Origin of the sequence: Campylobacter sp. CCS1377, from assembly GCF_040008265.1 — a bacterium.
Classification (GTDB): domain Bacteria; phylum Campylobacterota; class Campylobacteria; order Campylobacterales; family Campylobacteraceae; genus Campylobacter_D.
Genome location: NZ_CP155620.1, coordinates 1,184,296 through 1,198,360 on the forward strand (window position 1 = coordinate 1,184,296; position 14,065 = coordinate 1,198,360).

Genomic DNA, 14,065 nt, shown 5'->3' on the forward strand with positions numbered 1-14,065 from the left:
AGTTAATTAATGAGTTTAACTATTTAAATAAATTTTTAATTTTAATTTATTTTATTTAAAAATTATTATTTTAATTTAATAAAAATTATTATTTATGATTTGAAGTAGAAATCAAGATTTTTTTAATAAAATATATCTATTATTATAAAAATTATATTTTTAGGACTATTAATGAATTTTAAATCATTCGATCTTTCTAGCAATGAACGCCCAAAAGCCAAAAAAATACAAGGTAAAAAATACGAAATATTTCTTAATGAAAACAAGCTTTCTCATAATTTTAAAGTGTCTTTTAAAGAAGTTTTAAAGTATTATTATCTTTATCCAAAAGATGCTATTGTTACTTTTAAACTTCCTTTTTTAAAACCAAATTTAAGTCATTTTCATACTCCACACATCACTTGGCTTGGACACTCATCGCTTTTTGTGAGTTATAAAAAATACAAAATTTTAATCGATCCTGTCTTTAATACCCATGCTTCGCCTTTTTCTTTTATCAACAAGGCTTTTAAAAATGCACCGCTTTTTTGCGCAAATGATTTTGATGAAATTTTCGCTGTAATTATCACGCATTCGCATTTTGATCATTTAGATGAAAAAAGCGTAAAAGCCCTAAAAGAAAAAGCACAATTTTTCATCACACCTTTAAAAGTGGGAAATTATCTAAAAAGCTATGGAGTGAGTGAGAAAAAAATCATCGAGCTTGATTGGTGGAGTGGGATAGAGTTTAATGATATAAAAATCACCGCAACACCCGCACAGCACAACTCAAGTAGAGGTGATGGCAAAAACAAAAGCCTTTGGGCTTCTTTTGTGATAGAATTTTTAAGCGTAAATAAAAAAGTATTTTTTAGTGGGGACGGAGGATATTTTACGCATTTTGAAAAAATTGGCACCTTTTTTGGTGATTTTGATTTAGTCTGCCTTGAAAGCGGACAATTTAATACTGCTTGGCCATATTCTCATTCTTTTCCTGAGCAAATTTTAAAAGAAGCTAAAGATCTTAATGCAAAAGCTTTAATGCCTATACATTGGGGGAGATTTCTAGCAGGAACTCACGCGTGGAATGAAGTTGTAAAATTTCTTTATGAAAACCTAAATTTACCACTTATCACGCCAAAAATGGGTGAAGCTTATGAAATAGGAAGTGAGTTTGAGCAAGATTTTTGGTGGAGAAGTTAAAATAGGCAAAAAACTTAAAAAGAATTTTCGCAAAATTAGAGCAGGCGATACCTTGAGTGATTTTTACTCTTAAAGCTCACATATATAAGATAAATTTGATTTTCTAAATTAAAAGCTTCTATGTAGTAAGTATAATCCATAGAATATCGGTAGTATTTGTAAGTTATTTTCATACTTATTCTATCTGCGTTGCTTATTTTATTTTTTGTTAAAGAGCTAAGATTGGCTTTAATTTCTCCAAGAGGAATATCTTTTATCATTTCTTCTATGCTAGTGTTTTTTTGCTTTTTTGGGTAGTTTTATGCTATCAAACTCAAAATTTCCTAAATTTGATTTTATCTTTTAAATAAGACGAAATTTTCTATCTATATCTGTTAGATTATAACAATTTTCATCAAAAAACAAGCGGTATAAAGAGCTTGTTGGTATTTTTATCAAATACATATATTTTCACGCTTTCTTTATCACCTTTAGTAGTAATCAAATCGGAAATGTTAATGGTTTTTGTGTTTTCGCTGATTTTAAAATTTATAGCTAAAAGCTTAAAATCGATTTGTTTTTCACGAACTTTTTTAATGTTAAAGACAATATGATGATATGGGTCTCTACCTTTTTTTGCAAGCACTCTTCATCACTCTTGCAAAGCAATACTTTATAATAATGTTTATCTAAATTTAGCCTTTTGCTCAAACAATTTTTATAAAAATCAAATTGTTCTTGCATATTTTCTTGCGAATGTGCTTTTAACTCTTTATCGCAAGTAAAATCTTTTGCATTTAAATTTAAAAATATAAAAAATATTAACACAAGTCTATATATTTATTTTTCCATTTTGATAAAATTTAGCCTATTTTATCAAAATTAAAGGGAAGAAATGAAAATTACAAATTGGAGCAAGGCTGAATTTAGTCCAAATGAAGTTAAAATCAATGTTTTAATCGATAATGAGAGTGGTAAAGAAATCCAAATTTTACTTGCCAAAGGAAGTATAATGAAAGAGCATAAGGCCCCATTTTCTATCCATGTGCAAGTTTTAAGCGGAAAAATTATTTTCGAAGTAGAGAATCAAAAACTAGAATTAAATACACTAGATATGATAAGTCTAAATGCTAATGTGCCTCATTCTTTAAGTGCTTTAGAAGATTCTATAATAAGACTTAGCTTAAACAAATTTGATAAATTTCAAAGAGTGAGTGCGGTGCTTAAAAAACCTTAATTTTTTGATATAATCTTGCTTTTTATTTTTAAAAGGAGTATAAATGGATGAAAAATTAACAATGTATTCAAACATCAAAAAGGTAAAACAAAAGGTTGCAATTTTTTATGTCTCAAGTGTTTTATCGGGCACGCCTTATCTTGGCTTTATCTTTGCTATAGGTGCTATGGTGGCACAATTTATGTTTTGTTATGATTTAAGTAAACTTTCACAAAGCAAAAGTTTGTTTAGAAATGCCCTTGTTGTTCTTGCTTGTAATGCTTTTTTAAGCTTACTTGGAATTGTTTTTACTTTAACTTTTGATGCTGAAAGTTTTGATACTGATTTTGAAAGAATCATCTTCAATCTTGATCTTTCGATGCTGATTTTTTATATAATGTTTGCTTTAATTTTACTGTTAATGGCTACTATTTTTTTGTATTTTGTTTATAAAAAGTTAAGTTTTATTACTAATCAAAAATTTTTATTTTTGGGTTATATATTAAGCGTTTTAGGTTTTGGTTTGATGACAATATCTGTGTTTGTATTTTTAGCTACATACATATACAATAATGAAAGTATTGCATTTTTATCTTTATTTATTTTTATCGCGTTGATTGGTGTTATTATTGGCATAGTGGGACTTATCTTACAAATCATTGGCTGGGTAAATTTTAAAGATTTAAGAAATTCACAAAACGGGGAGTGGATTTTTAAATACGAATGGTTTTTTATGGATAACAAAAAGCTAAGTGAAAATGAAAAAGCATAAAAATTTATGCTTTTTTCGAGTCATTTTAATAAACAAAATCTTGTTCGTTCTCTAAAGCCTGAGTTTCTTTTTTATGCTCAAATTTAAATACACCCGCATCTTCGGCACTTAAAGCCTTAGCATTTAGACCCTCTATTAAAAGTCCTGCGCTATCCTTTAATGCATAAACTTTACCATCTTGATTTAAAGCTAAAAATTCACCTATTTTTTCTTCATAATCCAAAGTGCCGATTTGCTCGTTATTTTGAGTGTTTGAATTGGAAACATAAGAAGTAATATTGTAAGAAAATTTTTGATTTAAATAATCCTCTAGTTTTTTTTGTCCACTATTTGATTCCATAGTTTTAGAATAAAAATGCGGAGTAATTTGACAAGGAAGCATTTTTAAACAATTAAAAGTCTTGATTTCTACAATAGGCATATCTGTAGCAGTTTTAATGGTATCACTAGCTGCTGCAGCACCCGTCCCCCAACCAATATAAGGAGTTCCTGAAAAAACTTTTTCTCTAATTAAACGGATAATATCACTATCATATAAATCACGCATTAAAACAAACAAATTTCCTTCACCAATAGCAATAGCATCAGCATTTTTAATGCTTTGTATAGGATTTTCATGATGAAGGCTTTTAATTTCAACATTTAAAAAAGCAAGTTGTTGTTGGATAAATTTCTCATAAGCTGAAAAATTTTCACTCAAAACACCATAAGGGATAAAAGTAATTTTTTTACCTTGAAGTTGATTTTTTTGAACAAAATCTATAAGCCAAGCTTTAGCGTGCTCAAAATAAGCCATTCCATTATAAGATAAACTCGAAAGCAATAAAGCATTTACCTTGCTTCTATCGATAACATTGCGTTGTGCTTCTATACTAAAACCTTGCAAAGCCAAAGCTCCAAGCCCTAAAGCTCCAATTTTTAACAATTCTCTTCGTTTCATGATTATCTTCCTAAATTTTTGAGTGCTTATTTTAACAATTTTTTATTTATTTAAAACTTATTTTAAACATTTTTTCTCTATCTTTAAAATCACTCATAAATTCAAAAATAAAACCATAAAATTCTTTGCTGTGATTAGGAAATTTTAAATGTGCTAGTTCATGCAAAATCACATATTCAATCGCTTTTAAGCTTTTTTCTAAAAGTTTTAAATTTAGATTAATATAGCCTTTTTTATGATTACAAGACCCCCAACGCGTTTTCATTTTTTTAATGCTTAAATGCGTATAATGAAGTCCTGTTTTTTCACTCCATTTTTGAAGATAAAAAGAAAAAATAATCTTAGCATTCATACGCAAAAATTTTTCAAAATCCTCTTTTGAGGCACTTTTGATTTCACCTTTTAAAATCTGTGTTTTTTTGAAATTTTCATTTAAATTTAAAAGATATTTTTTACCTAAAAAATAAATTTCATTTTCGTTTATATTTTTTTGTTTGCTCTCAAAATTCTGCCAAGTTTTTTGTATCCAAGCTTCATTTTGACTCAAAAACTCCCTTGCTTTTTCCAAAGAACAAAAATTAGGGATACTTAAGTGAAATTCACCCTTTTCGTTAAGCTTTAAACGCAAAGATTTTATATTTTTTACTTGATAAAAAAACTCTTTATCTAAAAAATAAAAACTTTTCACACCAGAGCTTTGCCTTGCCATTTCTTACTTTTCCATCTATAAGCATTCACAAGCCCACGCAAAAACTCATCTGCACAAAAACCTATCCAAACTCCTAAAATTCCAAGTCCTGCATAAAAACAAAGCACATAACCCACTGGTAAAGAAACGCCCATCATAAAAACCAGTCCGCTAAAAAATGGAAATTTAGCATCCCCGCTTGCTCTTAAGGCATTTACCATTACTATATTAAAAGTGCGTGAAATTTCAAGAAAAATAGAAAGTGCGAACAATGGAAGCATTAATTCTCTAAACACCTGTTTTAGATCTAAAAAATCCATAGTAAAATCTTTTAAAGCATAATTAGCTATCGCTACCAAAGCACTGGCTATCACGCTAAAATATAAAGCACGCCAAGCATGTTTATAAGCGATATTTATATATCTTGCACCAACTAATTTACCCACAATAATTTCATTTGCAATGCTAATGGCCTGACCTATTAACATAATAAGCATAGAAATTTGAAAATAAATCGTTTGCACACTTAAATTCTCTTTGCCTAAACTTGCCACAAAAGAAAAAGCTATGGTGTATTGCACGATCCAGAGTAAATTTTCTCCTGCTGAAAAGCCACCTATATTTAAAATTTTCTTAAGAACTGCCTTTTCTAAAGCTATCATTTCTTTGATTTTAAGATGAATTTTTAGTTTATAAAAAAGTATCACAAACAAAGCAACGATGGCGACTATTCTTGCTGCGATATTGCTAAGCCCTACTCCAAAAAGCTCTAAATTTGTAAAATGCAAGACATAATAATTTCCCCCAATCACAACTACATCCATCAAAAAGCCTATAAACATAACCCAATAAGCCATATTATAAACCCTTACAATAGCTGCTAATACAATGCCTATCGCATCAAAAAACAAACAAATTGCAAGCATATGTAAATAAATTTCACTATCTTTAAGCAGTTCTTGTGGAATTTTTAAAAGATAAAGCAAATACTCTCCGTGCCATAAAATCAAACTACCGCACACAAAACCCAAAAGTGCATTTAAAAATAAACTTTGATGAATAGCTTTTCTTGCTAATGCGTAATCTTTTGCACCAATGGCTTGAGCGATCACTACACTACAACCCACACTTAAAAAGCTAAAAATCGTTATAAAAAGATCTAAAATTTGATTTCCTGCCCCCATAGCACCAACTAGAAAATTTGAATAATGCGAAACCATAGCGGTATTGATGATGATAGTTAAATACTTTGAAAGTAAATCTCCAAAAATAGGAAGACTAAGTCTTGTTAGAGAAAGTTGTTTTTTTACCATGATTATTCTTTATAAATTTTCTAAAATCTGAGATTATATCAAATTTAAACTTATCTAGACAAATTTTATACTCAAAGATGTGCTAAAAACTTAAAAAGAAAAAAAGCATTGTTGTATCTTTTCTAGCTTAAAAATTTATTTTTTATAGTGATGATTTTATAATAATTTTTTAAGAATTTTATGAATGTTTTTTTAAATGCTATGATAATAGTGTCAACATTTTTGAAATTTTGCATATAGTCCATAAATAAATTTACAAATATTTATCTTATTTAAACACCACAATCTTGACATTGTTTTAAAATAAATAAAAGATTGTAATAAAAATTTTTATACAATCTTCATTTTATGTTATTTTATTAATATTTATGTGCAACAAATCTATTTTAAAATCAATACCATGTAGGTTCTTCTATATTTGTACCTTCTACTATATAATATTTATCAACAACTCTTTTATTAAGTCGCCAGCTTTTAAGGCTGTATGTATAAGCTTCTGCTTTATGTAAAAAATAGCTTAAATCTTTTATACTTTTTAAATTCCAGCTGCTTATATCTTGATTAAAGCTTTTACTTTCAGAAAACATAGCATGCATAGTTTCTACATTTGATACATCCCAGTCACTAAGTGGTTGGTTAAATTTCTCGGTTAGTTGAAACATGCCAGTCATATCTTTTATTTTAGATGTATCCCATTCATTAAGTGGTGAATTAAAAGATTTAGCGTGACTAAACATATATGCTAATGATGTTGTACCTGTTATATCCCACCCATTAAGAGGCTGGTTAAAATCTTCTGTTTTTTTAAACATATATGAAAAATTTTTAACATGTGATACATTCCATGAACTGATATTTTGATTAAATCTTTTGCTTGATTGAAACATTGACGCCATATTTGTAACTTTGCCTGTATCCCATTTATCAAGAGGCTGGTTAAATTTTTTTGTATAAAAAAACATACCATGCATATTTTTCACATTAGATACATTCCAGTTATTAATATTTTGATTAAAACTTTCTGCATTAGAAAACATATGATTCATATCTTTTACTTTTGATGTGTTCCATAAGCCAATATCTTGATTAAATTTTAAAGCTCTATAAAACATATAATGCATACTTTTTACACGGCTTGTATCCCACTTATCAAGAGGCTGATTAAAATCTTCTGCACAATAAAACATAGAGCTCAAATCTTTTACATTAGATATATTCCAGTTATTTATATTTTGGTTAAAAGGTGTATTTTGGAACATACCGTCCATATATGTTACTTTTGATGTATCCCACATACCAATATCTTGGTTCATATTGCTATATGCAAACATATTGCTCATATTTACCACATGGCTTGTATTCCATGATTCTATGCCACTAAAATCTCTTTCACAGTTTATAAATAATAGGGATAAATCATCAATATTAGATATATCAATATCACCAAGATTTATATTTTTATCTTTTGCAAGTAATATTAATGCCAGTTTTGTATTAGGCTTATACTTACCATTTTCTTTTTTACATGGCATGAGCCATTTAGGCTTAGTAGGGCAGTTTTCATATAGTTTATAGTCACATAATTGTTCATTATTTAAGAAATTATATTTTTTCTCATTAGTTTTCCTGTAATCTTTATTTATGCCACTAATATCCCAGTTATCTATATTTTGTTTGAAGCTTTTCGCCCCATCAAACATATGTACCATACATAATACATTAGAAGTATCCCATGAACTAATATCTTGATTAAAACTTTCCGCTTCTAAAAACATATAGCTCATATTTAATACCTTGGAAGTGTTCCATTTGCTTATATCAATATCAAAACCAGTTGATTTAGCAAACATATATCCCATATCACTTACATTGGAAGTATCCATATTGCTTATCCAGTCAAATAAAGGACTGCCGCTTTTAATTTTACTAAAATTAAACTTTTCAAACATTCTGTTCATATTTACCACATGGTTTGTATCCCAAAGTTCTATGCCACCAAAATCTGTTCTTATTACATCTGTAAATAATTCTGAAAAATCTTTAATATTTGAAATATCAATATCACCTAAATACTGTCTTTTCTTATTCATTAGTTTTATGAGTTCTCTTTTATTTTTAGGTGTAATTATTTCCCCTTTACTTTTAAGAGCATTAGTTTTTCTATTAAACATGGTATTTATAATAGTATCAAGCTTTTGCCCCTTAGCATATCTTGAAACAATTCTATAAATATAATCCTGATCTGAATTTTTAGCAGTGCAGCCAGCATAAAGGGCTTTATCATCGGCATATTCCATTTCTAAACTTTCTAAAAATGCATAAGCTCTATTAATGACTTTATCATTTACTTCAGCACCCTCTCTAATAGCTTCAATGACACCTTCAACATCTTGACACTCAATAGCAAATATTAGCTTTTCGTGTAATTCTTTTTTGCTCATTTTGTTTCTCCAAATATTTGAAAAATTTCCAAGTAACAAAATTATATACTACAAGTAATAATTTTAATACAATAAAAACAAATGCTATTATAAACACATCAAAACAATAAATTTTTAATTTAAAAATTTTTAAATTTCAAATTTTAAGTTTATTTTAATTTTCAAAAAATAAGGATTTAAATTTATATTATTTTATCTTTAAAATAAGGAAAGAGAAATTTATCTTACTCTCCCCTATTTTATAAAAAAGTCTTTGTCAAATAAGGTTTATAGATGGAATAAAAAAATTAATATTAAAAATCTCACCCAAAGGCACCACTTAAATATGCTTTGGTTTTTTCTTGCTTTGGATTTTCAAAAAATTCCTTGCTTTCACTAAATTCTACAAGCTCTCCTAAATGAAAAAATGCTACAAAATCAGCCACGCGTTTGCCTTGTTGCATATTGTGTGTCACCATGATCATAGAAAGATTATGGCTTAATTCCTTTAAAAGCTCTTCAATAACGCCTGAACTTATAGGATCAAGTGCAGAAGTTGGCTCATCTAAAAGCAAAAGTTTAGGTTTTATCGCTAAAGCTCTTGCAATGCAAAGGCGTTGTTGCTGTCCGCCCGAAAGTGCTAAGGCATTTTGCTTTAATTTATCTTTTACCTCTTCATATAACCCTACTTTTTTAAGACAATCCACCACCAAAGCTTCTTCATCATCTTTATTTTTAATCATTCCATGAAGTTTTGGCGCATAGGAAATATTTTCATAAATGCTTTTTACAAAAACATTGGGTTGTTGAAAAACCATACCCACATTTTTACGCAAAACCACTACATCTTGATTTTTCACATCTTTATTGTCAATTTCTACCAGTCCATCAATTTTTGCGATTTTATCATTCATACGATTAAAACAACGCAAAAATGTTGATTTCCCACACCCTGAAGCACCGATTAATGGGTGATTTTCTTAAGCACTAAAACCTTGCAAAAAGATATTTTAGATGGCTTTAAAGAAGGTTGTGATGATTATATTTGCAAGCCTTTTAATTTCAATGAGTTATTATTTAGAATCAAAGCAATAACCAAAAGAACCAATACAAAAAAGGAAATTTTAATTTTTGAGAACTTTGTTTTAAATACAGATGAAAGAATTTTAAAATTTAAAGATGAAAAAATAATTTTTAAGATTTAAACATAAAACAATGAACTTTCGAAGTCTTCACCCTGCTATTTATGAAGACTTTATGACTTTAAGGACAAACTAAGCAGGGTTTTTTTAAAATTAAATTAGCTTTTTTTAAAAATCAGTTCTTATCTAGCTTTTAATCGCTACGATAAGGACTACTAAAAGTATCAAAATGATAATTACTTCGTTCATCTCAACCTCCTTTCAACTTTATTCAAAGTCTTCAGTCGGTTATCCTTAAAGCTTGGAAATTATATAAAAAATTGTTTTAGGAAAAGGTTAGAAGCTTAGAAGATATGCAACCTATTATTCTAAGCTATAAAGCTTTTTTCTTTGGCTAGAGCTTGCAATCCCCATTTGTTTGCGGTATTTTGTAATAGTTCTTCTGCCAATTTCAATCTTAAATTCTTTACTTGCAAGTTCAAGAAGTTTAAGATCACTCAAAGGCTTTTTGTGATTTTCTTTTTTAATCAAAGCACATATATAATCCTTTACACTGGCATTTGAAGTTTCTCCATCATCCAATGCTGTAGCAAAAAACTGCTTTAAAGGAATTAAACCACGATCGCAACTTAAATATTTATTCGCAATAGCTCTTGAAATCGTCGAAGCATTGCGTTCTAAATCTTGAGCTAAATCTTTTAGGCGCATTGGCTTAATATCTCCACCCAAAAAGAAATCATACTGATGTTCAATAATCATAAGCCCTATCTTATATAAAGTTGCCTTACGCATCTCTAAAGCATCAATGAGATTTTTTGCTTCTTTGATGTAAGAATTTAAAAATTCATGATTTAAATCATCGGTTTGCAAACAAATTTCTGGATAATAATCATCATTAATTTTCACTTTAATTTCATCATTTTCTCTATACACAAAAATATCAGGCACTACATGGTTACTATCTTCAAAATATTCCAAAAAAGGTGGAGTAGAAAATTTTTTAATTAAACGCAAAGCTGTTTTATATAAAGGTTCTTTGATAAATTCGTGTATATTTTCAAAATTTAAAATTAATTTTTTGCTAAATTCATAAAGTTCATCTTCAAGCTCTTCATTATCAAGACAAAAAAGTAAAGCTTCCTTATAATCCTTAGCACCAACACCCAAAGGATCAAGATACTTAAATCTCACCCTAACCTTTTCTAAATCTTCTTGAGTGATCCCTACAAACACCTCATCATCAAATTCAAAATATCCTTCATGATTTAAACAAGAAATAATTTTTTCTGCAATTTCTTGAGATTTTTGAGTAGGAAAAAGTGGAGGAATAATTTGTTCGTTTAAAAGCTCATAAACACTTTTTTTATCAACACTTAAAGCCTCTAGCGTATCTGAAATTGAATTTTTATGAAAATTTTCAAAATGCTGTTTTTTAGGAAGTTTAAAATTTTGCGAATTTTCTTCCACGCTAACAAAAGGATTATCCTTAGCAATTTCACTTAAATTTTCTTTTAAATCTTCAATATTAGCTTGCAAAATAGGAAGCCAAGAACGCAAGGTTTGTGATAATTTAGCCTTTTGAGCGATAGAAGTTTTTTGTTTTAGCATTATTCTAAGAGCCTAAACTCTGATCCTAAGTAATGTTTTTTTACATCTTGATTGCGTGCAATTTCTTCCGCGCTACCGCTAGCAAGCAAACTTCCTGATTTAATAACATAAGCTCTATCGCAAATTGCCAAAGTTTCTCTAACATTATGATCAGTAATTAAAATACCTATATTTAGAGCTTTTAACTCTTTAATCAAACTCTGAATTTCAGCCACTGCAATAGGATCAACTCCAGCAAAAGGTTCATCAAGAAGTAAAAATTTTGGATTACACATCAAGGATCTTGCGATCTCGCAACGCCGCCTTTCTCCACCACTTAAACTCAAACCCTTCCTTAAGCGAATAGGCTCTATGCTTAATAACTCAAGCATTTGCTCTACTTTTTCATGTAAAATTTTCTTATCTTTATAAAAAATTTGAGCTGCTAAAAGCAAATTATCTTCTACGCTTAAATCTTTAAATATACTGCTTTCTTGTGGCAAATAACCGATGCCTTGTCTAGCTCTTTTATTTAAAGGTTCTTTGGTAATATCCTTCCCATCCAATAAAACTCTACCACTACTTGGTGGTATAAGACCACATATCATATAAAAAGTCGTGGTTTTACCTGCCCCATTTGGACCCAAAAGTCCGACAACTTCACCACTATTTACTTCCAAAGATACACTTTGAATGATTTTGGTTTTTCGAATCGTTTTTTCTAAATTGCTAACTTCTAACTTACTCATAAATTTCATACTTTCTTTTGTAATTTTGAGGCGTAATTTTTATCATTAAATTTGGAATTTCAAAACGATCTAAATATTTTTTAAGTTTTTCATCACCCCATTCTACTAAATGCAAACCTTGTTCAAAAAAATTTTCTATCAAACCATTTTTCAACAATTTTTCAAAACCTTCTTGATAAATATCATAATGATAGATTTTTCCTTCTTGACTAAGGTATTCTTGCATTGTACAAAAAGTAGGCGATGTTGGTATAATTTGACTTTGTCTAAAAGCCGCTAAAGCCTTTACAAGACTGGTCTTACCACTTGCTAAATCTCCTTGCAAAATCACCACACCATTTTTAGGCAAAATTTCACAAATTTTATCAAGCTCATCTAAAGCTAAAACCATTTCTTTCATATTTTTACCACATATTCATTTTGAGCTGATTTTGGGATACTTTTATTTTGTGGAATAGCAAGAACTTTATAATTATCTTGATGTGTAGTAAATTGTATGCTAAGTATATCACCGATTTTAACCTCTTTACTAGGCTTAACCACAATACCATTAATAGTTACTACACCACTTTTACACATATCTTCAGAAATCGCTCGACGCTTTGTAATATTTACCGTATTTAAAAACTTATCTACTCTCATTCTTGTAATTTTATCAAAAAAAACTAATTTTTGGAACAAAAAATGCTTATTTATTGAATTTTGTGTTTTATCTTCGATTCATTAATCAAACAGATGCAAATTTAAAAAATATTTTTTTCAAATTTAAAGCTATAATGTAATTATTTTTAGCTAAAATTTCCAACAATTTTCACATAAAAAGGATGAATAATGAAAAATGATGTAAAAAAAGTTGTTTTAGCTTATTCTGGGGGACTTGATACAAGTATTATTTTAAAATGGTTACAAGATGAATACAATTGCGAAGTAGTGACATTCACGGCAGATATTGGTCAAGGCGAAGAACTTGAACCTGCTAGAAAAAAAGCCCTTTCTTTGGGTATTAAAGAAGAAAATATTTTTATTAAAGATTTAAGAGATGAATTTGTAAAAGATTATGTATTTCCTATGTTTAGAGCAAATGCAATTTATGAAGGGGAATACTTGCTAGGCACAAGCATTGCACGCCCATTAATCGCAAAAACCCAAGCGCAAATCGCCTTACAAACTGGCGCAGATGCAGTAAGTCATGGAGCTACAGGTAAAGGAAACGATCAGGTGCGCTTTGAGCTTGGATATTTAGCATTCAATCCTGATTTAAAAATCATTGCTCCTTGGAGAGAATGGGATTTAAATAGCCGCGAAAAACTTCTAGCCTATGCACAAAAACATGGTATTGATATTACTAAGAAAAAAGGTAAATCACCTTATTCTATGGATGCAAATTTGCTTCACATTTCTTATGAAGGGCTTGTTTTAGAAGATCCAGCACACGCCCCTGAAGATGATATGTGGAGATGGAGCAAAAGCCCAAAAGAAGCTCCTAATGAAAGCGAAATTATAGAACTTGAATTTGTTAAAGGTGATTTAGTAGCTATAAATGGCGAAAAATTAAGCCCAGCAGGACTTTTAACAAAACTGAATGAATTAGGTTGTAAACATGGTATAGGACGCCTTGATATAGTAGAAAATCGTTATGTAGGTATGAAAAGTCGTGGTTGCTATGAAACCCCAGGCGGAACTATACTTTTAAAAGCACATCGTGCTATTGAAAGCATTACGCTTGATAGAGAAGCGGCACATTTAAAAGACGAACTTATGCCAAAATATGCAAGCTTGATTTATAATGGCTATTGGTTTTCGCCGGAAAGATATATGCTCCAAGCCTTAATCGATGAGTCTCAAAAACACACTAATGGCAAAGTAAAATTAGAACTTTATAAAGGTAATGTGATGGTGATTGGCCGCGAAAGCGCTAATGATAGCTTGTTTAATGCAGCTTATTGCACTTTCGAAGAAGATGAAGTGTATAATCAAAAGGATGCAGCAGGATTTATTAAACTCAATGCCTTGCGTTTTATCATTGCAGGTAAAAATGGAAGAAAATTTTAATTATACAAAAGGTAACGAAAGGACG

15 protein-coding genes and 1 pseudogene are annotated in these 14,065 nt (G+C 29.3%); 5 read left to right on the forward strand and 11 right to left on the reverse strand.

The window, feature by feature from the left end:
- Nucleotides 1–171 precede the first annotated feature (171 nt).
- Nucleotides 172–1,182 carry an MBL fold metallo-hydrolase gene (locus AAH949_RS05950; RefSeq protein ID WP_348518220.1) on the forward strand — a complete coding sequence of 337 codons (1,011 nt, stop codon included), beginning with the start codon at nt 172–174 and terminating at the stop codon, nt 1,180–1,182.
- Nucleotides 1,183–1,217: 35 nt separating this feature from the next.
- Here the strand turns inward: AAH949_RS05950 and AAH949_RS05955 are convergent, their stop codons facing one another.
- Together AAH949_RS05955 and AAH949_RS05960 are read right to left on the reverse strand one after the other, a co-directional pair.
- A complete protein-coding gene (locus tag AAH949_RS05955; RefSeq protein ID WP_134238858.1) occupies nt 1,218–1,442 on the reverse strand; it encodes a hypothetical protein in 225 nt (74 codons plus the stop codon).
- Nucleotides 1,443–1,576: 134 nt separating this feature from the next.
- On the reverse strand, nt 1,577–1,807 hold the full coding sequence (locus tag AAH949_RS05960) for a hypothetical protein (RefSeq protein WP_348518221.1): 231 nt from the start codon (nt 1,805–1,807) through the stop codon (nt 1,577–1,579).
- A 249-nt stretch (nt 1,808–2,056) separates the two neighbouring features.
- Here AAH949_RS05960 and AAH949_RS05965 point away from each other — a divergent pair, with 249 nt between their 5' ends.
- Both AAH949_RS05965 and AAH949_RS05970 read left to right on the forward strand, forming a co-directional pair.
- A complete protein-coding gene (locus tag AAH949_RS05965) occupies nt 2,057–2,398 on the forward strand; it encodes a cupin domain-containing protein (RefSeq protein WP_348518222.1) in 342 nt (113 codons plus the stop codon).
- A 43-nt stretch (nt 2,399–2,441) separates the two neighbouring features.
- Nucleotides 2,442–3,149 carry a hypothetical protein gene (locus AAH949_RS05970; RefSeq protein ID WP_134238855.1) on the forward strand — a complete coding sequence of 236 codons (708 nt, stop codon included), beginning with the start codon at nt 2,442–2,444 and terminating at the stop codon, nt 3,147–3,149.
- Between the two features lie 25 nt (nt 3,150–3,174).
- Here the strand turns inward: AAH949_RS05970 and pepE are convergent, their stop codons facing one another.
- The 5 genes from pepE to AAH949_RS05995 all read right to left on the reverse strand — a co-directional run bounded on the left by pepE (nt 3,175) and on the right by AAH949_RS05995 (nt 9,475).
- The gene (gene pepE / locus AAH949_RS05975) at nt 3,175–4,089 is read right to left on the reverse strand and encodes a dipeptidase PepE (RefSeq protein ID WP_348518223.1); all 915 of its coding nucleotides are present in this window, start codon (nt 4,087–4,089) and stop codon (nt 3,175–3,177) included.
- Between the two features lie 46 nt (nt 4,090–4,135).
- Nucleotides 4,136–4,798 carry a SprT family zinc-dependent metalloprotease gene (locus AAH949_RS05980; RefSeq protein WP_348518224.1) on the reverse strand — a complete coding sequence of 221 codons (663 nt, stop codon included), beginning with the start codon at nt 4,796–4,798 and terminating at the stop codon, nt 4,136–4,138.
- Nucleotides 4,774–6,090: an MATE family efflux transporter gene (locus AAH949_RS05985; RefSeq protein ID WP_348518225.1), complete on the reverse strand. Its 1,317-nt coding sequence runs from the start codon at nt 6,088–6,090 to the stop codon at nt 4,774–4,776. The genes AAH949_RS05980 and AAH949_RS05985 overlap by 25 nt, the downstream gene beginning before the upstream one ends.
- A 392-nt stretch (nt 6,091–6,482) precedes the next feature.
- Nucleotides 6,483–8,531 (reverse strand): BspA family leucine-rich repeat surface protein, encoded by a 2,049-nt coding sequence (locus tag AAH949_RS05990; protein ID WP_348518226.1) that lies wholly within the window; start codon nt 8,529–8,531, stop codon nt 6,483–6,485.
- 302 nt (nt 8,532–8,833) lie between these two features.
- A complete protein-coding gene (locus AAH949_RS05995; protein WP_348519140.1) occupies nt 8,834–9,475 on the reverse strand; it encodes a phosphate ABC transporter ATP-binding protein in 642 nt (213 codons plus the stop codon).
- A 6-nt stretch (nt 9,476–9,481) separates the two neighbouring features.
- Between AAH949_RS05995 and AAH949_RS06000 the strand changes: the two are divergent.
- Nucleotides 9,482–9,661, forward strand: a pseudogene (locus AAH949_RS06000) (DNA-binding response regulator); the annotation flags it as partial.
- 354 nt (nt 9,662–10,015) lie between these two features.
- On the opposite strand, the gene AAH949_RS06005 reads toward AAH949_RS06000, so the two are convergent.
- The 4 genes from AAH949_RS06005 to AAH949_RS06020 are packed head-to-tail and all read right to left on the reverse strand — an operon-like array spanning nt 10,016 to nt 12,630.
- Nucleotides 10,016–11,260, reverse strand: a complete 1,245-nt coding sequence (locus AAH949_RS06005; RefSeq protein ID WP_134237974.1) for an RNA polymerase factor sigma-54 — start codon at nt 11,258–11,260, stop codon at nt 10,016–10,018.
- Nucleotides 11,260–11,988 carry an LPS export ABC transporter ATP-binding protein gene (gene lptB, locus AAH949_RS06010; RefSeq protein WP_134237975.1) on the reverse strand — a complete coding sequence of 243 codons (729 nt, stop codon included), beginning with the start codon at nt 11,986–11,988 and terminating at the stop codon, nt 11,260–11,262. The genes AAH949_RS06005 and lptB overlap by 1 nt, the downstream gene beginning before the upstream one ends.
- On the reverse strand, nt 11,981–12,388 hold the full coding sequence (gene tsaE, locus AAH949_RS06015) for a tRNA (adenosine(37)-N6)-threonylcarbamoyltransferase complex ATPase subunit type 1 TsaE (RefSeq protein WP_134237976.1): 408 nt from the start codon (nt 12,386–12,388) through the stop codon (nt 11,981–11,983). Before tsaE ends, lptB begins: the two co-directional genes overlap by 8 nt.
- Entirely contained in the window at nt 12,385–12,630 is a 246-nt protein-coding gene (locus tag AAH949_RS06020; protein WP_134237977.1) for an RNA-binding S4 domain-containing protein, read from the reverse strand. The genes tsaE and AAH949_RS06020 overlap by 4 nt, the downstream gene beginning before the upstream one ends.
- 189 nt (nt 12,631–12,819) lie before the next feature.
- Between AAH949_RS06020 and AAH949_RS06025 the strand changes: the two genes are divergently transcribed.
- Nucleotides 12,820–14,040: an argininosuccinate synthase gene (locus AAH949_RS06025; RefSeq protein ID WP_348518227.1), complete on the forward strand. Its 1,221-nt coding sequence runs from the start codon at nt 12,820–12,822 to the stop codon at nt 14,038–14,040.
- Nucleotides 14,041–14,065: the final 25 nt, after the last annotated feature.

Bases quoted from the DNA above. Each gene is read 5' to 3' on its own strand.
- AAH949_RS05950 (WP_348518220.1), top strand. From the start codon at position 172: ATGAATTTTAAATCATTCGATCTTTCTAGCAATGAACGCCCAAAAGCC.
- AAH949_RS05955 (WP_134238858.1), bottom strand. From the start codon at position 1,442: ATGATAAAAGATATTCCTCTTGGAGAAATTAAAGCCAATCTTAGCTCT.
- AAH949_RS05965 (WP_348518222.1), top strand. From the start codon at position 2,057: ATGAAAATTACAAATTGGAGCAAGGCTGAATTTAGTCCAAATGAAGTT.
- AAH949_RS05970 (WP_134238855.1), top strand. From the start codon at position 2,442: ATGGATGAAAAATTAACAATGTATTCAAACATCAAAAAGGTAAAACAA.
- pepE (WP_348518223.1), bottom strand. From the start codon at position 4,089: ATGAAACGAAGAGAATTGTTAAAAATTGGAGCTTTAGGGCTTGGAGCT.
- AAH949_RS05980 (WP_348518224.1), bottom strand. From the start codon at position 4,798: ATGGCAAGGCAAAGCTCTGGTGTGAAAAGTTTTTATTTTTTAGATAAA.
- AAH949_RS05985 (WP_348518225.1), bottom strand. From the start codon at position 6,090: ATGGTAAAAAAACAACTTTCTCTAACAAGACTTAGTCTTCCTATTTTT.
- AAH949_RS05990 (WP_348518226.1), bottom strand. From the start codon at position 8,531: ATGAGCAAAAAAGAATTACACGAAAAGCTAATATTTGCTATTGAGTGT.
- AAH949_RS06005 (WP_134237974.1), bottom strand. From the start codon at position 11,260: ATGCTAAAACAAAAAACTTCTATCGCTCAAAAGGCTAAATTATCACAA.
- lptB (WP_134237975.1), bottom strand. From the start codon at position 11,988: ATGAGTAAGTTAGAAGTTAGCAATTTAGAAAAAACGATTCGAAAAACC.
- tsaE (WP_134237976.1), bottom strand. From the start codon at position 12,388: ATGAAAGAAATGGTTTTAGCTTTAGATGAGCTTGATAAAATTTGTGAA.
- AAH949_RS06020 (WP_134237977.1), bottom strand. From the start codon at position 12,630: ATGAGAGTAGATAAGTTTTTAAATACGGTAAATATTACAAAGCGTCGA.
- AAH949_RS06025 (WP_348518227.1), top strand. From the start codon at position 12,820: ATGAAAAATGATGTAAAAAAAGTTGTTTTAGCTTATTCTGGGGGACTT.